The following is a 17,432-nucleotide window of genomic DNA, read 5'->3' as shown; positions in this document are numbered from 1 at the left end:
TGCGTGATCCCGGTGCGCGGCGGGTCGAAGGGCGTGCCCCGCAAGAACGCCCGCATCGTGGCCGGCAAGCCGCTGCTCGCGTGGACGGTCGAGCAGGCGTGTGCCGCGCGAGCCGGCCTCGATGTCGTGGTGTCCACCGACGACCCCGATCTGGCCGTCCTCGCCCGCGCGGCCGGTGCCGACGTGCCGTTCCTGCGGCCCGCGGAGCTCGCCCGCGACGACACACCGACTGAGCCGGTCGTGCTCCACACGATCGCCGAGCTGGCTGCCCGGGGCCGATGGCCCGACGCCGTGCTGCTGCTGCAGGCGACCTCGCCGGTGCGTCTCTCGGGGACCATCGACCGTGCCCTGGCCCAGTTCTCGGAGACCGGGGTGGACTCCCTGGTCGGCGTGGTGCCCGAGACGCCGTTCCTGTGGCGGCTGGGTGACCGCCCCGCCGACCCCGCCTCGGCCGAGTATGCCGTCGGCGCCCGGCCGCGCCGCCAGGACCTGCGCCCACAGGACCGCGTCTACCGCGAGACCGGCTCGCTCTACCTGACGCGCACCGAGGTCTACGAGCGCGAGCACAACCGGATCGGCGGCCGCACCGGGCTGTTCGTCATGGACCAGGTAGAAGGCGTCGACGTCGACACGCTCGTCGACCTGCGCATCGCCGAGCAGCTCCTCGCCGACCTCGACCTTCATGCCCCGCAGCCCGCCACCGAACACGGAGCAGAACACGGAGCAGAACACGGAGCAGCCAGGTCATGATCATCGAGCGCAACGTCACGCCGTTCATCGTCTTCGCCGAGGACCCGATCATCGTCGGCCTGGGCAAGATCACGGCCAACCAGCAGCGCGTCGTCTTCTGCGTCGACGAGCACGGCGTCCTTCGAGGAGCCCTGTCCGACGGCGACTTCCGTCGCTGGATCGTCGCGAACCCGACCGCCACTCTCGACGTGTCGTGCATCGAGGTCGCGAACCCTTACCCCCGCACGGCGGCCAGCACCGCGAGCCCCGCGGAGATCACGGCAGAGTTCGGTGCCGACGGGGTGAGCCACGTGCCACTCGTCGACGAGCGAGGTCACCTGCTCGCGGTCGCCGTCAACCGGGCCGCGACGATGCGCATCGGGCGTCATGAGGTCGGCGAGGGCCGGCCGGCCCTGGTCATCGCGGAGATCGGCAACAACCACAACGGCTCCGTCGAGCTCGCCAAGCACCTCGTGGACCTCGCCGTCCAGGCCGGCGCCGACGCGGTGAAGTTCCAGCTGCGGGACCTCGACGCGCTGTACCGTCAGCGCGGCGCGGCGACCCTCGGCGAAGACCTCGGCGCCCAGTACACCCTCGACCTCCTGCGTCGCTTCGCGCTGCCGGCCGAGCGGCTGTTCGAGGTGTTCGACCACTGCCGCGCCATGGACATCGACGTGCTCTGCACGCCCTGGGACGAGCCGAGCGTCGACGCCCTCGCCGCGTACGGCATACCCGCCCTGAAGATCGCGTCCGCCGACCTGACGAACCACGCGCTCGTCGCGTATGCCGCTGGGCGGGGCCTGCCGCTCATCCTCAGCACCGGCATGTCGCGGGAGAGCGAGATCGTCGAGACGGTGGGGCTCCTGCGGGAGCGAGCCGCCACCTTCGCGCTGCTCCACTGCCAGTCGACGTACCCCGCCCCGTACAAGGACCTCAACCTCGCCTACCTGACGCGCCTCGCCGAGATCGGGCAGTGCCCCGTCGGCTACTCCGGGCACGAGCGGGGGTGGCACGTGCCGGTCGCCGCGGTGGCGCAGGGGGCCCTGATCATCGAGAAGCACTTCACCGTCGACCGGACGATGGAGGGCAACGACCACACGGTGTCGCTGCTGCCCGCGGAGTTCCGGCGCATGGTCGACGAGATCCGCGACGTCGAGTCGGCGATGGGCACGGCCGAGAGCCGCGGGGTCTCCACTGGTGAGCTGATGAACCGCGTCACGCTGGCGAAGTCGCTCGTGGCGGCCCGGCCGCTCGCGGCCGGGGTCGTGCTGGGCGCGGACGATGTGGCGGTCAAGAGCCCCGGACGTGGCCTGCAGCCGAACGCTCTCCCAGCACTCCTGGGCCGGACGCTGCGCCGCGACCTGGCGGAGGGCGACTTCTTCTTCGACGGCGACCTCCGTGAGGTCACGCCGTCAGGCCGCGACTTCGTGTTCCGGCGGCCCTGGGGACTGCCGGTGCGCTACCACGACTACGCCTCCCTCGCCGAGGGCACCAACCCGGACTTCCTCGAGTTCCACTTCTCCTACAAGGACCTTGACCTCGATGTCGAAGACGTCTTCGACCGTAAGCTCGACTGCAACTTCACGACCCACCTGCCCGACCTCTTCGCCGGCGACTTCATCGTCGACCTCGCGTCCCACGACGACGCGGTCTGGGAGCGCTCGATCGCCGAGGTGCAGCGCACGATCGGGATCACCCGGTCGCTGACGCCGTGGTTCAGCCCCAACGACGACCCCATCATGGTCGTGACGATGGGCGGGTTCACCCGCACCGGCCATGTGGACCCGGCCTTTCGGGCCGCAAAGTACGACCGCATCGCCGAGGCTCTCAGTCGTCTGGACACCAGCGGGGTGCGCATCGCGGCGCAGACCCTTCCGCCCTACCCGTGGCTCATGGGCGGGCAGCAGTTCCACAACCTCTTCCTCGACCCGCGCGACACCGCCGAGTTCGCCGCGGCGACAGCCACGATGCTGTGCCTCGACGCCTCGCACACCAAGCTCGCAACGACCTTCCTGGGGCAGTCCTTCTCCGAGGCGGTCGAGCTCCTGGCCCCGCACACCGCACACCTGCACCTCGTCGACGCGCGAGGCGTCGACGGCGAGGGTGTGCAGGTCGGCGACGGCGAGATCGACTGGCCGGCGTTCGCCGCCCAGCTCGACCGCCTCGCTCCCGACGTGCCGTTCATCCCGGAGATCTGGCAGGGCCATGTCAACAACGGCGAGGGCTTCTGGGTGGCCCTCGACCGGCTGGAGCAATGGCTGTGACGCGCACGACGTATGCCGGCGAGGCGCTCTGGGTGGTTCCCGTGGCCGAGCTCGGCGGCGTGGCTCGGCACGTTCTCGACGTGGCCACCCACGGCATACCCCGGCACCGGCTCAGCGTGCTGTGTCCCGAAGGTCCTCTCGCCCAGCGGCTTCGCGCCGTCGGGGCCCGGGTCACGACGGGTCCGATCGGACCCACGGCAGGGCTGGTCAGGTCGGTGCGCACGCTGCGGCACACGGTGCTGGCCCAGCGACCGGCGGTCGTCCACTCGCACCTCGCCTACGCCGACATCGTGCTGGCGGCGACGCCGCTGCCCGGGCAGGTGCGGCGGTTCACGACCGAGCACGGCATCGCGGGCGACGACGGCCTCTACCACCGCTCGCGGCTGCACTCGGTCCTGATGGCGCGGGCTCACCGGCTCCGGCTGCGCGGCTTCGACGGCGCCATCGCCGTGTCCGAGGCGACGCGTCGAGCGATGGTCGACAGGTGGCACGCGACCAGCCACATCGAGGTGATCCGCAACGGCGTCGACGTTCCGAACGGCCGCCGCGTGCGGGGCGGCGCAGGAGCCGGTCCCCGGGTGCTGTCCCTGTCCCGTCTCGCCCCGGAGAAACGGATCGACCGGCTCGTCGAGGCCTTCGCGCTCCTGCGGGCGGACCGGCCTGGCGCAAGGCTCACCATCGGGGGCGAAGGTCCCCTCCATGATGCGCTTCGCGCGCTGTCGGTGCGGCTCGGTGTGGGTGATGCGGTGTCGATGCCAGGGTTCCTCGACCCGGAGCTCGCCATGCGTGATGCCGACGTCCTCGTGCAGCTGTCGATGTGGGAGAACTGCTCGTACGCCCTCCTGGACGCCGCTGCTGCCGGCCTCGGCGTCGTGGCAGCCGACGTCGGCGGCAACCCAGAGATCCTCACGGCTGAGTCGTTGGTGGACCCGAACGACACCGTCTCGGTCGCGGACGCCATCGTGCGCGCTGTCTCCCTCGACCCAGGCCTGCCCGACTGGACCGTCTCTGCGATGTGCCATGCGATCGCCGATGCCTACGAACGGAGCCGACGATGACGCAGGCAGGCACCCACCGGTCGCTCCGGCCGCAGCTCGAGGCCTACCTGGAGCTCGCAGGCGTCACCTCGCGCAGGTGGCTCGTCTCGGTCGTCGTCGGCTCGGTGGCCTTGGCCCTGCTCGACACCCTCGGGGTCGCCGCCATGCTGCCCCTGATGCAGCTGTTCACCACGAACGGTGGCGAACAGGGCGCGGCGGTCACGGCCGTCGGCAACGTGATCGGGTCCCACGACCCGCAGACCCTGATCCCGGTCGTGGCCGGTCTCATCGTGGTCGCCTTCGTCGGCAAGAGCGTCGCCACCATCGGCTTCCGATGGTGGCTCCTGGGCAGGACGACCCGCGTGTCGGCCGACGCGTCGTCGGCGCTGCTGCGCAGATATGTCCTGAGTCCGTTCGCTGCCCACCGGATGCGCAACCTCCCGGAGATCTACCGGGTGATCAACGAGGCGACGCTGCAGTCCTCGGGCGTGCTGCTCGGGGTGGTCGGCATGATGTCCGACCTGCTGCTGCTCGCCGCGATCGTCGTCGTGCTCGCGGTCGCGTCACCCGGCGTCATGCTGCTGGCGGGGGCGATGTTCGGCGTCGTCGTCTGGGTGACGCAACGCGCGATGCGACCGTTCCACGCCCGGATCGGGGACACAGTCGCAGAGACCGGGCTCCAGGCGTGGTCCCTGCTCATCCCGGCGCTGAACGGGTTCCGTGAAGCGCGCCTGACCTCGACCGCAGGAGCGCTGGCCCACCGGTTCCGGGTTGTCAGGCAGCGCCAGGCACGCGCACAGCGACAGCTCCTCATCCTGTCCGAGCTTCCGCGGTACCTGCTCGAGATCTGCTTCGTTGCCGCCATCGGCGTCCTGGGCTTCGTGCTCTTCTCCCACAACACGCCGGCGGAGGCGCTCGGGATCCTGGCGGTCTTCGGGGCCGCCTCCCTTCGTGCGCTGCCCACGCTCAACCGTGTCACGGCCACCCTGGCCATCATCCGGGCCAACCGGATCGGTCTGGATCTCGTCCTCGACGCGCGAGATGACCTGGACGCGTCGCCGCTACATGTCGAGATCCCGGTCTCGCCGACCCGGTTCGCCGGCGACATCGAGGTGCGTGATGTCGCGTTCCGGTTCAGGGACGCCGACACCGACACCTTGCACGGGCTGACGACGACGATCCGACAGAACACGACCGTCGCCTTCGTCGGCTCCAGCGGTGCGGGCAAGAGCACGCTCATCGACCTGGTGCTGGGCCTGCTCGAGCCGACCCATGGCTCCATCCGGTGCGGCGGGCGCTCGATCGGCGATGACCTGGCCGGGTGGTATGCCGGGCTCGGCGTCGTGCCCCAGGACGTCTTCCTCACCAACGACACCGTCGCGGCGAACATCGCCTACGGCGTGTCCGAGGCGGACGTCGACCGGGAGCGCATCGCCCGGGTCGTGTCCATGGCCCAGCTGGACCAGCTCCTGGCCGATCTCCCGGAAGGCCTCGACACGCCGGTCGGCGAGCGTGGCATTCGTCTGTCCGGCGGCCAGCGACAGCGCCTGGGCCTCGCCCGTGCGCTCTACCGTCAGCCGAGCGTCCTCGTGCTCGACGAGGCGACCTCGGCGTTGGACAACCTGACCGAGCACAAGATCTCCAGGACGCTGCGCGACCTCCACGGGAGCATGACGATCGTCATCGTCGCCCATCGGCTGTCGACGGTCCGGGATGCGGACCGCATCGTCTTCATGAACGAGGGCCGCATCGCCGCGGAAGGAACCTTCGCCGAGGTGCGTCGCACGGACGTCGACTTCGCGCGGCTGGTCGAGCTCGGCGAGCTGGCTTGAGACCCAGCGGGCAGGGACCGAGCCGTCGGTTCGGTGTGGGCTCGGGGTCAGGGCGTCATGTCGTCAGGGCGTCAGGAGGTCTGCGCGGTCGAAGCCGGGAAGGTCGGAGATCCGGAAACGGCGCCGTCCGCTCGGAATCGTGACACAGGGCACGGCGCCCTCGCGTGCCCATCGCAGCAGCGTCGTCGGGCTCACCTGGATGATGTCGGCGGCCTCCTGTGGGGTCAGGAGGCGCCGAGGGGGCGTCCCGCGGGTGGAGTCCTGCACCCAGGGGTCGGGTTGGTCCCTTGCCAGCATGCGCACCTCTGACCCCCTCGCCTCTTTTGCCGGTTTCTTCTAGAGACGCGAGAGTCGCGCTTGCATGTCGCGACGGTTGCCGCCGTGTCCGGGGGGCCTCGGTCAGGGAAGGCTCTGCCGGCCGCGCTCGAGCCGTCCGCCTCGGTCGAGGAGGTCGTATTCGAGGCTGCCGCTCGACACGGCCGATGAGGTGCGCGAGACCGCGACGATGATCTGGCCGGGCCGGACGAAGCCGACGAAGGACCTGGTCGGGAAGTGCGAGCTCCGGTTGGACGGGTGGTCGCTCAGGGTGCTCACCGCGGTGATGATCCAGCCCTCGGTCACGCGAAGCTTGGTCAGGGTCGCCGACGTCGCGTTCGACGCGAGCACGATGGTGACGGGTGTGGACGGGGCAGCCGGTGGGACCGGCGCTGGCGCGTCCTGCTGACCGCTCTGCTCGCTCTGATCGTCACCGTCGTCATGGTCGTGCTGGTCCGAAGCCGCCGGTATCGGCTGGGTCGCAGGCGGGCCCGGGCTGTGCTTCGGAGGCTCGGTGACTGTCGGTGTGGGGCTCGGCGCGATGCTCGGCGCGGGACGGGGCGGCGCCGGGCTCGGCGCGGGACGGGTCGGCGCGGGACGGGTCTGCGCGGGACGGGTCTGCGCGACTGACGCGGTCTGGGTCGACGGTGCTGACGGTCTCCGTGGCACCGCGTGCACCGCCGGCGCGCCCGCCGGGTGCGGCTTCGCGATCGGCGCGCCCACAGGCCCCGCCGACACCAAGGCGACTGAGCTGGCGACCGGGGTTGCAGCCCTCGCGCGGTCGGCGGTCGAGACCGATGACTCCACCCGTGCCGGGTGCTTCGCCGCCGTGGTGGGCACCTCGTGACCGCCCGCGAGCATGACGGCCGTGATCCCGACAGCGGCGGCGAGGCTGGAGGCGGCGGCGACGAACCCGGTCGGCCCGTTCACGGCGGTGACGCGCGCGAGCGGTGGTCTCACGACGGCCAGGGCCTTCTGGGTCACCGCCGAGAGGGCGCCGGCACCGCTGCTCAGCTCATGCGCGGCTCCGAGGGCCACGATCGGAAGGAACGGCGCGACGCGGAGCCTGATCATGTCGTCCACCGAACGGAGGTCCGCCACAGCGTTGCGGCACGGCCCGCAGGTCTCCAGGTGCTCGTCGATGGTCTCTCGCCGGGTCGCGCCCAGGCTGCCGCGCACGTAGGCGCCGAGGTCTGACCGGATGAGCTGGCACTCGTCGTCGGCTTTGGAGGTGACGAGCTGGCTCAGGTACGCCTGGCGGAGCCGCTCTCGGGCCCGTCGTGCTCGCGAGGCCACGGCGTTGGGCGACATCCCCAGCTTTCCGGACAGCCTGGCCGGCGTCTCGTCCATGACCACGAGATCCCACAACAGGTCGCGCGTCTCGGCCGGCAGGGACTGCCAGGCGGCGATGGCGGACGACCCGTCCGCGCGTCGCATGGCGATGTCCTCGGACGACTCGCTGCTGTGCGGGTCGAGGACCTCGGGACTGTCGGTCGGCACGACCCGCGTCTGGTACCGCCGCGCGTTGTCGATGTTGACGCGGCGAATCGTGCTCATGAGGTAAGGCCGGAACGCCGTGTCGGGGCCTCGGCCCGCCTGGATGGCCGTCAGGATGCGCGCGTAGCTCTCGCCGATGAGGTCCTCGGGGTCGCGGGAGGTGATCCGGCGCGCCAGACCACGGGCGACGTCGACGTGGCGAGACCACAGCTCGCCGTACGCCTCGTTGTCGCCGGCCCGCACGCGGGCCACCAGGTCGGAGTCCGTCGGCGTCTCGTCGATGATCGTCAAAGCTCCCGCCCAGCTTTCTCGTCGTTACGTTCACACGTGTGCATTTGAAGCGACAAACGTGGCTTCGCACCGACTGTGACAAAAGGCTGACCCGCTTCTCGCTAGCGGAAGTGTTTGCAGCCCAGGCTGGGCAAGTCAAGCCGGGAACAGCCGAGAACCGTGGTATCGCCCTGGCCCGCCGGGTGCTCCGAGCACGAATGGATTCGGGCGAACCGCCTATTCGCTTCTCTTTGAGCGAAAATGAATCAACTTTCGCTCTGGCCGGGTTTTTGCGTCTGTCTCAAACGGTTCGGCCCCGACGCGCGTGGTCACCAGCTCGCGGCCCGACCCTACGGACCAGCGCGGCGACCGGTGACGGCAGCCCGAACAGCCACGGCAGCCCGATGCGCCGAAGCGCCTCGGCGAGCAGCAGGGACAACGCGACGCCGCACACCGTCGCGACCACGAGCTGGACCGCCACCTGGTCGACGCCCGCCCGCAGCAGGACGGTACGGACGACCGCGATGACGCTGATGTGCAGCAGGAAGATGTCCAGGCTGAAGCGCCCGCAGCGGTCAAGCCAGGACCAGCCCGTACGACCGGCGAGCGCCGCTGCGGCCAGCAACCCGGACGCTCCCGCCAGAGCGCCGACGATGCCGAGAGCGACGGTCGTCGCCGTCCGCCCGAAACCCTCCCCGGTCGGGACGGTCGCCTCCGTCACGACGCTCACGAGAAGCCAGGAGGCGATGCCCACGACCGCGACGAACGTGGTGCGGCCCCGGTGACGCCACCACGCCGCATACCCCCGATCGCCCACGGCTGCGCCGAGGACGAAGAACGGGGTGATCTGGACACCGTTGAGGACGATCACGGAGAAGCCGAGTCCCCAGGTCGCGACGGCGACGGCCGAGGTGGCGGCCAGCAGCACGAGGGCCCGGGCCCGCGAGTGCCACGGTGCCACGAGCACCGTGAGCGTCGTGGCGAGCGCAAGCCAGGGGAAGAACCACAGCTGGCCGTCGGGAAGCCAGATCCGGAGGACATCGCCCCACGACATGGGCGTGTTCACCTGGGACGCGGCCAGCACCTTGGCACTGCCCTGCAGCAGCGTCCAGAGCAGGTAGAGCCACACGACCATGGCGTTCCTGGACAACAGGTATGCCGCTGCCCCACGCCGCTGCACACCTGACCGCACGAACAGGCCGGCGAGGAACGCGAACACGGCGACGTGGACCAGATAGAGAGCGCGGTCGAGCACGCGGTAGGTCGACGACTCCGGGGCGAGCAGGCCGGAGGCCACCAGCCCCCGAAGGGCGTGGCTCGCGACGATCATGACGATGGCGACCCCCTTGGCGAGGTCGATGGACCGGTCTCGTCTCGCGGAGGGGATGGGGTCGCCCAGTGTCGTCCGGTGCACCCCTCACGCCACCCCGTCGTCGACGCCACGTCCGATCTGGGTGGGCGGCAGGCGTCGCCCGCGGCCGTACCGAAGGACGCCGTGCGCGATACCCACCGCGCTGCAGGCCCGCTCGGCCAGGGCGGCCCAGTCACGACGTCGGCTGACCACACACATGAGCACGCCGGCCACGGTGACTCGCATCAGCCCCTCCAGCCACGGTGGCTGTGGGGAGGCATCCCACGCGTCGTACCTCGAGGCCGTCAGCGCGTGCGCCACCGCGCCGTGGTAGACGAGGCCGAGCTGTGCCCGCCGGCCGGTGCGCTGGCGGTAGGCAACCCTGGTGCTCGACGACAGGAAGACCGGATACCCGCTCCGACGTGCCCGGAACGCGAAGTCGTTGTCCTCGCCGGCATTGGGCAGCGACTGGTCGAACCCGACCACGACGTCCAGCACGTCCCGGGACACTCCGAAGTTCCCTCCCATGAGCACGGGAAAGGCTCCGGTCTGGTCGTCGGCAGGGGGTGCCCAGGGCGCCGCGTCACCGATCGCGGCCCGCGCCGCGCTGACCGACGGCGGGAAGGCATGGCCATCGAGGGCGATGCACGACCCGCTCCAGAGGTCGGCGACCTCGAAGTTGAGCCGGCCGTGGTGCAGCCACCACTGCGAGACGACGTCATCCGCATCGCAGAACATGAGACGCCTCGCACGCGCCGCGCCGATGCCGACGTTCCTCGCGTACGACGCTCCCTGCGACGTGCGTGCCTCGACGAGACGCAGTGTCGGGAGCCGGGCCCGCCAGCCCTCCACGACCCGGCGCAGCCCATCGGTGGAGCGGTTGTCCACGACGATGACCTCGAACGGCGGGGCCTGCGTCTGGGTCGCGAGCGCCTCCAGCTGCAGGGGGAGCACGTCGGCGCAGTTGTAGCAGGGGACGACCACGCTGATCTCGGGCGCCGGCGACTCGTCAACGCCTCCGTCCCGGCCCCGGCTCTGGTCGAACATGCTCGGCTCCTCGGCAGGTCAGACGCGCTCCCGGGCCGGGACAGGCCGTCCGGCGGGCGGCGAAACGCGGTCACCCCTCATGACGCAGGTCGACCTCGGGTGTGACGGTGCGCTGACGCAACCCCGCAGAACTGCCCGTTCTACCCATCTGCTTACGGTCGGGCCCTTTTGCCGATGTTCGGGTCGGGCCTCGCGGCCCAGTCTCCTGGTGACACATCACGGCACGAGGAGAGGTCACCGTGACTGCACTCAACCTGGACATCGCTCCCGCGGCTCCTGACGCCGTCGTCGAGGAGAAGGACGAGGACCTCCTCGATGCCGCCCGGTCGGGCGACCAGGCCTCGATCGACGAGCTGTGCCGACGGCATCACCCCGCCGCCGTGCGGATCGCCGGGAGGCACGCGACCTTCGACTATCCGGCACAGGACCTCGCCGCGGACGCCGTCATGCGTCTGCTGCGCGCTCTCGCCCGAGGGGAGGGCCCGAGAGGCTCTGTCCGTGCGTACCTGGCGGTCACCATCCGCAACCTCGCCGCGAGCGCGGCGCGGCGCCGAGCCCATGCCGCCCACCCGCAGTCCGTGCCGCCCGAGACCCTGCACCACCTGACGTCGAGCCCCGGGCACGCCCAAGACCCCGAGCAGGCCATGCTCCGGGCCGAGGCCAGCCGGGCCCTTTCCGTCGCGATGGCAGCCTTGCACCCGAGCGCACGGCAGGTCCTGCTCCTGCAGCTGGTCGACTACATGAGCGTCCAGCAGTGCGCCAGACACCTCGGGACGACGCCCGACGCGGTGCGCTCGATGTCGTACCGGGCGCGAAAGGCCCTCCGAAGGCACCTGCAGGCGCGGTGGCCCGAGCCGGTGCTGGACTTCTGAGTCCCGATCCCGCCCCTGCGGCTACCGAGCAGAACCGTCGAACGGGCCCTGGTCGAGCGGCCAGGAACGCAGTCCCGCTGCGGCCAGGATCCGCTCGGCGACCTTCGGCCAGGTGAAGAGTCGGACCCGTGCCGCGGCGGCCGTGCCGGCCGCGGCAGCAGTGGCGGGGTCGCACAGGTGTCGCATCGCGGCGACCAGCGTCAGCGGGTCGGCCGGGTCTACGGTCACACCGCCGGGGCCGATGAGGTCGGCGGCTCCTCCACGACTCGTCCCGATGCAGGGGATGCCGGCAGCGGCGGCCTCGAGGAACACGATCCCGGCCGGCTCGAAGCTCGTCGGCACGACGAGGCAGGTGGCTGCGGCATACAGCTCGGACAGCTTCTCCTGGGCGACGGGGTCGCTCAGGCTGAGGAAGCCGTGCCCGGTCACGCCCGACTGGTCGACCGGCGGGTGGTGCCCGACGAGGTCGAGGGTGGCGGTGGGCACCGTGGTGAGCAGATCGGCGAACGCGCGCAGCAGGACCGGCCCGTTCTTGTCCTCCCAGTCCTTGCCGACGAACAGGAAGCGGGGGCGGCTCCAGTCGCGGTCCGGCGCCGACATCTCGTGGGTGGTCCCGACGCCGACGGCATGCACCTTCCGGCTCGGGATGTCGTAGTCGCCGACGACCGACGCGGCGGTCCAGGGCGTCGCACAGCACACGGCGCGCGCCCGGCGATAGGCGTCCGTCTGGCGCACGATTCGGGCGTCCACCGTCCGCGGGTCGAGGTGCTGCCAATGAAAGTAGGGGTTGCCGAGTGCCTGCCTGATCGTCAGGTCCTCGAAGGTCACGAGGTTCGGGTGCTCGACCCGGTAGGACGTCCCGATCTGGACGACGGCGTCCACGTGTCCGGCCGCGGCGAGGTCGCGCTGGGCGAGGCGCGAGCAGAGCGCGTTGTACGGAAGTCCGTTGAGCGAGGCCGACGTCGTGCGCGCGAGCTCGGCCCGCCAGCCCTCGCTCCGAGCGCGTCGCGGGTCCCATCTGGGCAGACCCAGGGCCTGCCGGACCCGGGCGTCCCAGCGGGCCGGAGGGGCGGCCCTGATCGTGCGCACCTCGACACCGAGCTCCTCCAGGCCGCGCACGATCCCGGCGGGCGTGCCCGACCACGCGGTCGCGTCCCGTGCGTCGCCCTGGAACGTGACGGCGACGGCGGTCATCGGGTCGATTCCCGCAGGGGCGCAGCGGGCGCCGACGCGGGCGCCGACGTGGGCGCCGACGTGGGCGCCGACGTGGGCGCCGTGTTGGCGATGGCACCCCTGGGGTCGTCGTGATCCATCAGCACGGTGACGATGGAGTCGCCCGTGAGGTGCTCGTGAGGGCTCCAGGTCAGCTGGATGCCCTCGTCCGCGAAGCGTTGGCAGGCGTGGTCGCCCATGTAGGCGGCCCCGCCGGAGCCGGACAGGTATGCCGTCCCGCCGACGAGCTTCACCTGCTCGATCAGCCGCTCGGTGCCGCTGCGGGTGGGCTGGTCGGTGATCACGAGCGGGGTGTGGATGTCGAGCAGGTCGCGGACGATGTCGATCAGCGCCCGGTTGGCGTCCACCAGCGTGGACCCGCGCGCCCCCTCGATTCGGGCGCACAGCTCGACCCCCCGGTCCTTCCAGTGCCTCGACCCCGTGTAGCGCCCCCGGATCGAGGCGGCGATCCGGCCCTGCCATCCCGGCTGCACCGCAATGGTGCGGATCGGCACCAGGGCGGGCTTGCCGACGAGCTGGTGGGAGACCCACGAGTCGCGCATCCGCACGCGCCGCTGGTAGCCGTGCTTCTGGAACTGGTCGTGGACAGCCAGCACGAACACGTCGCTGTTGACCATCTTGAACCAGAAGCCGGAGTAGGGCAGCAGGTCGGGCTGATGGATCGCGACGATCACGGACGGACGCTCCTGACGAGAGCGAACTGCTCGGCATACTCCAGCAGTCGCGGCCGGCCCACCGCGGCCGCAATGGCGCCGACGCTCCGGATCGGGTGGATCTCGCTGGGGATCTCCGACTGGTAGGCCAGGCACGCTTCCTGCTTGGCCGTGACCTGGCCCTCGTCGAGCGGCTCGAAGACGTTCCAGCGCAGGTCGGTCGGGTAGAGGCTCACGTCGTAGACCGCGATGTCGTAGACGAACACGGAGGCCGGGTACCAGTGGCTGGCGTCCATCGAGATCCGCGCGGCACGCATGCCCGCCTCGTAGGTCGCGATGTGGTCCTGGTGCAATGACGGGAACGGCAGGTAGAGCTCGTCCGGCCGGTAGTCGGCCATGGCGGCGTCGAGTGCGCCGACCGTGTCGGTCATCCGCTGGGGCAGCAGGCCGTCCTCGAAGCCGAGGTTGAGCACGTTCGAGACGCCGAGGGCGGCCATCGCGCGGCCCTGCTCCTTCGCTCGGACCGGTCCGCTGTCCGTCATGGTGACGACAAGACACTCGTCCGGGTACTTCGCGAGGAGCCCGCCGCACCCGAGCGACTCGTCATCCATGTGTGGAGCGACGACAACCCGACGCACCCTTGCTCCCTCCTGAAGGCCAACGGGCACGCCGGCCGACTGCCCACTGGTGAGACGCGCGGAGGTGGTCGCTGTGACGCCGCCGCGTGCTTTTGGCGCCTCGCTTCGCTGCGGCGCGTGCCGCGTCGCCTTTGAGGCGTTGACTTCCTCCGCTGCGCTCGCTCGTGCCTCGCTCGCTGCGCTGCGTCCAGACAACGCCGGCGCCGCGGCGTGCTTCTGGCGCCTCGCTTCGCTGCGGCGCGTGGCGCGTCGGTGCCGGGGTGCATGCTTGGGACATGGCTGACGTGACGACAGATCTGGCCCGCGATGTTCTCGTCGACGGCTTCGAGCGCATCCGTGACGGCGTGCCCGACGTCGTCCGCGGCCTGACTGTGGACGAGCTGCTCTGGCGCCCGGACGCCGACGCCAACCACATCGCGTGGCTCGTCTGGCACCTGGCCCGTCAGCAGGACGACCAGGTCGCCGATCTCAGCGGTGACGGGTCGGCGTGGCTCGACGACGGCTGGGTCGACCGCTTCGCGCTGCCCTACCCCCGGCACACGCACGGCTGGGGCATGTCGTCGCGCGACGTGGGGCGGTTCACCGTGGGCGACCCGGAGCTCTTCGCCGGGTATCACGGCGCTGTCCACGCGCGCACGATCGAGCTCGTGCAAGGCCTCGACGCGGACGACTACTCCCGGGTCGTCGACGAGCGCTGGGACCCACCCGTCACGCTGGCCGTCCGCGTCGTCTCGGTCCTCGACGACGCCGTGAAGCATCTCGGCCAGGCCGAGTATGTCCGCGGGCTCGTCACGCGGCGTCGATGACCCGGGCCGAGGGGGAGCCGGCGCCGATGCCGCCGTGGCTCAAGCGGTTGTATGCCGCACCGAGCCGCCTCTACGACCACAGGCTCGGGCGCGTGTTCGGTCACCGATTCGTCCAGATCGAGCACGTCGGCCGTCGTAGCGGCCGGACGTACCACGCCGTCGTCGAGGTGCTGCACTACGAGCCGGTCACCGGCGAGGCGGTCGTGATGGCCGGCTACGGTCCGGGTGCGGACTGGGTGCGCAACACCGAGGCGGCCGGCGGCGCGCGACTCGACTTCGGGCGCGGCCCGCGCCCGGCGGCATACCGGGTGCTCGGCGTGGACGAGGCGGTCGAGACGTTCGCCGACTACGAGCGGCGCCACCCGTTCATCCGGCCCGGCGTGCGCGCGACGCTGACCTCGCTGCTGGGCTGGCGCTACGACGGCACGCCGCGGGCGCGCCGACGTCTGGCCGAGCAGCTCCCGATGATCGCGTTCCGTCCCGCCTGAGCCCCGCGCGGCAGCTGACGTGCCGCCTCCTCCGCGGCTTCAGGGGCCCAACCCTGTGGAGAACCTGTGCGTACCGTGTGTGGACGCGTCAGCGGGACACAGGCTCGCATGGGAGACTGGCCGGGATGACCACCCTGCTCGCGACCGTCCCCGCCGCCGTCGACACCCCGACCTCCGGTGAGATCGTGGGCTTCCACGACGGGCCTCACGAGGCCGTCCGGCGCCGCCGGCTCGCGCTCATCGCCCGGGCCAAGCGTGCTCGCCTCGCTTCCACTGTGGTCGTGGTCTTCACCCTGGCCGGGGTCAACATCGCGAACCACCTCTTCGGCTGGGACACCATGTGGCTCGGTCCGGCCGGTGCCGTGGTGCTGCTGGCCTTCGCTCGCTGGCAGGGGCTCAGCTGGCACCAGCTCGGCCTGGCGCGGCGCACGCACGCCCGTGGCATCCGCTGGGGCCTGGGGGTCATCGCCGTCGTCGGCCTGGTCTACCTCGCCGGAGTGCTGCTCCCGGCGACGCGCTCGGCGTTCCTCGACGCGCGCTACCACCTCCCGCCCGCCGGAGCCCTGCTGACCGCGTTCGTCATGATCCCGGTCGGCACGATCCTGCTGGAAGAGGTGGCCTTCCGGTCCGTGCTCTGGGGCTTCCTGTCGCGGCACGCTCGCGTCTGGCAGGTCCTGGTCGCCTCCTCGGTGCTGTTCGGGCTCTGGCACGTCCTGCCTGCCATGGCCTCGGCGACCGGCAACGAGGCGATCGCATCGGCCGTCGGTGACCTCGGCGCCTTCGCCAAGATCGCCGTCATCGGCGGGACGGTCCTGTTCACCGCGCTCGGCGGCCTGCTCGCCGGCGAGCTCCGGCGGCGCAGCGGCAGCATCTTCGCGAGCGTCGGCATGCACTGGGCGACCAACTCCCTCGGCGTCCTGTTCGGCGTCATCGCCTGGCGCCTCGCCGCCTGACGACCGCCGGCCATGGCCTTCACCATCCGGGCGGCGCGGCCGGACGAGTTCGACCGGCTCGGTGACATCACCGCGGCGGCGTATCTCGACGACGGCCTGCTCGACTTCGGCGCGGACGACCCATATCTCGTCCTGTTGCGTGACGTGCGGTCGCGCGCCCAGCACGCCGACGTGCTCGTCGCTGTCGACGACGCCGGGACCGTCCTCGGCGGCGTGACCTTCGTCGGCGCGCCGGGGGCCTACGCCGACATCGCCCAGAGCGACGAGGCAGAGTTCCGCACCCTCGCCGTCGCACCGCTGGGTCGCGGGCAAGGGGTGGGTGCCGCGCTCGTCCAGCACTGCGTCGACCGAGCGCGACAGCTCGGCCGGCGCAGGCTGGTCCTGTCCACCCAGCCGACGATGCGCGCCGCCCACCGCATCTACGAGCGCGCAGGCTTCGTCCGCCAGCCGCACCGAGACTGGTCGCCGGTGCCGGGCACCGCGCTCATCGTCTACACGCTCGAGCTGACCCTCTCCTGAGCCGTCCGCGCGACCAGGTCGCGCACCGCGGAGACGATGGACGGGTCGAGCTCGACGTGCGCCTCGAGCAGCCGGAGCAGGGTCGCCGCCGCGTGCGAGTTGCGGTCATAGCCGGGCACGAGGTCGCCGAGCGGGAGCAGCTCCGGCGGGAACCGTCGCTCCGCGCTCCGGTCGATGACGAAGAGGTCCTGCTGTGGGCCGTTCCCCAGCCCGAGCAGGCCGAGGATCGTGATCCAGCGGTCGACGGCATACCCCTGGACGAAGCGCGTCGCCGTCAGCCGCTCGCCGCGCAGGTCGCGGTGCAGCCCGACGTAGAGGTTCGTGATCGCCTCGCCCACCTGGTGTTCGAGAGTCGGTGTCATCGGCAGTGGCATCCGGGGGATGTCGAGGCCCTCGGGCGCGTCGGCGCGCTGCCAGTGAATGCGCCCCGGTGGGTAGCCGGCCGTGTCGAGCTCAGCGAGCGAGAGCACGGCATACTCGGCGAACAGCCCGTCGGCGAGCAGTGCCTTCCGCCCGGCCAGGCTGTTCTCGAACGACCACACCACGGGGTGAGCGCCCTCCAGCCAGTCGATGTCGGCCAGGTAGCGGTCGCGAGCAGCGTCATCGTCGACGAAGACGAAGAAGTCGGCGTCAGAGTGCTCGTCCAGCCGGTGCAGGTCTCGGCCCACGGAGCCGAGGCCCAAGAGCGCGACCGCATCGCCGCGCTCGGCCAGGACCTGCGCGAGGCGGTCGAGGAAGGCGAGCAGTCGCTCGGGCATCGTGGGCACGGCAGAGGGTGGGGTCGTCGACATCCGTCGCTCCTTCGGTCAGGTCGACGTTTCAGCCCGCCCGGCCATGGTGCCGTCGAGGTCGCGACACCGCCGAGGGTATGCCGTCCGGTGCCGTCCCCGGAAGACACCAGCCGGCAGGACCCGGGACGCGGCCGGTG

At 71.2% G+C, this 17,432-nt stretch carries 17 protein-coding genes; 9 read left to right on the top strand and 8 right to left on the bottom strand.

Features of this window, described 5'->3' with window-relative positions; genetic code table 11:
- Positions 1-3 precede the first annotated feature (3 nt).
- The 4 genes from ACYVLP_RS05380 to ACYVLP_RS05365 are packed head-to-tail and all read left to right on the top strand — an operon-like array spanning position 4 to position 5,862.
- Positions 4-750 (top strand): acylneuraminate cytidylyltransferase family protein, encoded by a 747-nt coding sequence (locus ACYVLP_RS05380; protein ID WP_460626308.1) that lies wholly within the window; start codon positions 4-6, stop codon positions 748-750.
- Complete coding sequence (locus ACYVLP_RS05375; RefSeq protein WP_460626307.1) at positions 747-2,993, top strand: N-acetylneuraminate synthase family protein; 2,247 nt, start codon at positions 747-749, stop codon at positions 2,991-2,993. Before ACYVLP_RS05380 ends, ACYVLP_RS05375 begins: the two co-directional genes overlap by 4 nt.
- Entirely contained in the window at positions 2,984-4,051 is a 1,068-nt protein-coding gene (locus ACYVLP_RS05370; RefSeq protein ID WP_460626306.1) for a glycosyltransferase family 4 protein, read from the top strand. The genes ACYVLP_RS05375 and ACYVLP_RS05370 overlap by 10 nt, the downstream gene beginning before the upstream one ends.
- The gene (locus ACYVLP_RS05365; RefSeq protein ID WP_460626305.1) at positions 4,048-5,862 is read left to right on the top strand and encodes an ABC transporter ATP-binding protein; all 1,815 of its coding nucleotides are present in this window, start codon (positions 4,048-4,050) and stop codon (positions 5,860-5,862) included. The genes ACYVLP_RS05370 and ACYVLP_RS05365 overlap by 4 nt, the downstream gene beginning before the upstream one ends.
- A 63-nt stretch (positions 5,863-5,925) precedes the next feature.
- Here ACYVLP_RS05365 and ACYVLP_RS05360 read toward each other — a convergent pair whose 3' ends face one another.
- The 4 genes from ACYVLP_RS05360 to ACYVLP_RS05345 all read right to left on the bottom strand — a co-directional run bounded on the left by ACYVLP_RS05360 (position 5,926) and on the right by ACYVLP_RS05345 (position 10,342).
- Entirely contained in the window at positions 5,926-6,159 is a 234-nt protein-coding gene (locus tag ACYVLP_RS05360) for a MerR family transcriptional regulator (protein WP_460626304.1), read from the bottom strand.
- Positions 6,160-6,261: 102 nt separating this feature from the next.
- Positions 6,262-7,965 carry a sigma-70 family RNA polymerase sigma factor gene (locus ACYVLP_RS05355; protein ID WP_460626303.1) on the bottom strand — a complete coding sequence of 568 codons (1,704 nt, stop codon included), beginning with the start codon at positions 7,963-7,965 and terminating at the stop codon, positions 6,262-6,264.
- 280 nt (positions 7,966-8,245) lie between these two features.
- Positions 8,246-9,358: an acyltransferase family protein gene (locus ACYVLP_RS05350; protein WP_460626302.1), complete on the bottom strand. Its 1,113-nt coding sequence runs from the start codon at positions 9,356-9,358 to the stop codon at positions 8,246-8,248.
- A gap of 3 nt (positions 9,359-9,361) precedes the next feature.
- Entirely contained in the window at positions 9,362-10,342 is a 981-nt protein-coding gene (locus ACYVLP_RS05345) for a glycosyltransferase family 2 protein (RefSeq protein ID WP_460626301.1), read from the bottom strand.
- Positions 10,343-10,581: 239 nt separating this feature from the next.
- Here ACYVLP_RS05345 and ACYVLP_RS05340 point away from each other — a divergent pair, with 239 nt between their 5' ends.
- Positions 10,582-11,214 carry an RNA polymerase sigma factor gene (locus tag ACYVLP_RS05340; protein WP_460626300.1) on the top strand — a complete coding sequence of 211 codons (633 nt, stop codon included), beginning with the start codon at positions 10,582-10,584 and terminating at the stop codon, positions 11,212-11,214.
- Between the two features lie 21 nt (positions 11,215-11,235).
- Here ACYVLP_RS05340 and ACYVLP_RS05335 read toward each other — a convergent pair whose 3' ends face one another.
- From ACYVLP_RS05335 to ACYVLP_RS05325, 3 genes are read right to left on the bottom strand one after another with little or no spacing between them, the layout of a single operon-like run.
- Complete coding sequence (locus tag ACYVLP_RS05335) at positions 11,236-12,408, bottom strand: glycosyltransferase family 4 protein (protein WP_460626299.1); 1,173 nt, start codon at positions 12,406-12,408, stop codon at positions 11,236-11,238.
- On the bottom strand, positions 12,405-13,121 hold the full coding sequence (locus ACYVLP_RS05330; protein ID WP_460626298.1) for a WbqC family protein: 717 nt from the start codon (positions 13,119-13,121) through the stop codon (positions 12,405-12,407). Before ACYVLP_RS05330 ends, ACYVLP_RS05335 begins: the two co-directional genes overlap by 4 nt.
- Positions 13,118-13,738 (bottom strand): PIG-L deacetylase family protein, encoded by a 621-nt coding sequence (locus ACYVLP_RS05325; RefSeq protein WP_460626297.1) that lies wholly within the window; start codon positions 13,736-13,738, stop codon positions 13,118-13,120. The genes ACYVLP_RS05330 and ACYVLP_RS05325 overlap by 4 nt, the downstream gene beginning before the upstream one ends.
- 275 nt (positions 13,739-14,013) lie before the next feature.
- Here ACYVLP_RS05325 and ACYVLP_RS05320 point away from each other — a divergent pair, with 275 nt between their 5' ends.
- The 4 genes from ACYVLP_RS05320 to ACYVLP_RS05305 all read left to right on the top strand — a co-directional run bounded on the left by ACYVLP_RS05320 (position 14,014) and on the right by ACYVLP_RS05305 (position 16,504).
- Complete coding sequence (locus tag ACYVLP_RS05320) at positions 14,014-14,544, top strand: mycothiol transferase (RefSeq protein WP_460626296.1); 531 nt, start codon at positions 14,014-14,016, stop codon at positions 14,542-14,544.
- Positions 14,541-15,032 (top strand): nitroreductase family deazaflavin-dependent oxidoreductase, encoded by a 492-nt coding sequence (locus ACYVLP_RS05315; protein ID WP_460626295.1) that lies wholly within the window; start codon positions 14,541-14,543, stop codon positions 15,030-15,032. Before ACYVLP_RS05320 ends, ACYVLP_RS05315 begins: the two co-directional genes overlap by 4 nt.
- A 125-nt stretch (positions 15,033-15,157) precedes the next feature.
- Positions 15,158-15,985: a lysostaphin resistance A-like protein gene (locus ACYVLP_RS05310; protein ID WP_460626294.1), complete on the top strand. Its 828-nt coding sequence runs from the start codon at positions 15,158-15,160 to the stop codon at positions 15,983-15,985.
- Between the two features lie 12 nt (positions 15,986-15,997).
- On the top strand, positions 15,998-16,504 hold the full coding sequence (locus tag ACYVLP_RS05305; protein WP_460626293.1) for a GNAT family N-acetyltransferase: 507 nt from the start codon (positions 15,998-16,000) through the stop codon (positions 16,502-16,504).
- Here the strand turns inward: ACYVLP_RS05305 and ACYVLP_RS05300 are convergent.
- Positions 16,477-17,295, bottom strand: coding sequence for a hypothetical protein (locus tag ACYVLP_RS05300; RefSeq protein ID WP_460626292.1), 819 nt, complete (start codon positions 17,293-17,295; stop codon positions 16,477-16,479). The two genes, ACYVLP_RS05305 and ACYVLP_RS05300, sit on opposite strands and share 28 nt — an antisense overlap.
- Positions 17,296-17,432 lie beyond the last annotated feature (137 nt).

The sequence above is a fragment of the Intrasporangium mesophilum genome (assembly GCF_054783095.1).
This window is presented reverse-complemented; position numbering and strand designations above follow the sequence as displayed.

Excerpts from the sequence above, each read along its gene's own strand:
- ACYVLP_RS05375 (WP_460626307.1), top strand. The coding sequence starts at position 747 with ATGATCATCGAGCGCAACGTCACGCCGTTCATCGTCTTCGCCGAGGAC.
- ACYVLP_RS05370 (WP_460626306.1), top strand. The coding sequence starts at position 2,984 with ATGGCTGTGACGCGCACGACGTATGCCGGCGAGGCGCTCTGGGTGGTT.
- ACYVLP_RS05365 (WP_460626305.1), top strand. The coding sequence starts at position 4,048 with ATGACGCAGGCAGGCACCCACCGGTCGCTCCGGCCGCAGCTCGAGGCC.
- ACYVLP_RS05360 (WP_460626304.1), bottom strand. The coding sequence starts at position 6,159 with ATGCTGGCAAGGGACCAACCCGACCCCTGGGTGCAGGACTCCACCCGC.
- ACYVLP_RS05345 (WP_460626301.1), bottom strand. The coding sequence starts at position 10,342 with ATGTTCGACCAGAGCCGGGGCCGGGACGGAGGCGTTGACGAGTCGCCG.
- ACYVLP_RS05335 (WP_460626299.1), bottom strand. The coding sequence starts at position 12,408 with ATGACCGCCGTCGCCGTCACGTTCCAGGGCGACGCACGGGACGCGACC.
- ACYVLP_RS05320 (WP_460626296.1), top strand. The coding sequence starts at position 14,014 with ATGGCTGACGTGACGACAGATCTGGCCCGCGATGTTCTCGTCGACGGC.
- ACYVLP_RS05315 (WP_460626295.1), top strand. The coding sequence starts at position 14,541 with ATGACCCGGGCCGAGGGGGAGCCGGCGCCGATGCCGCCGTGGCTCAAG.
- ACYVLP_RS05310 (WP_460626294.1), top strand. The coding sequence starts at position 15,158 with ATGACCACCCTGCTCGCGACCGTCCCCGCCGCCGTCGACACCCCGACC.
- ACYVLP_RS05305 (WP_460626293.1), top strand. The coding sequence starts at position 15,998 with ATGGCCTTCACCATCCGGGCGGCGCGGCCGGACGAGTTCGACCGGCTC.
- ACYVLP_RS05300 (WP_460626292.1), bottom strand. The coding sequence starts at position 17,295 with ATGTCGACGACCCCACCCTCTGCCGTGCCCACGATGCCCGAGCGACTG.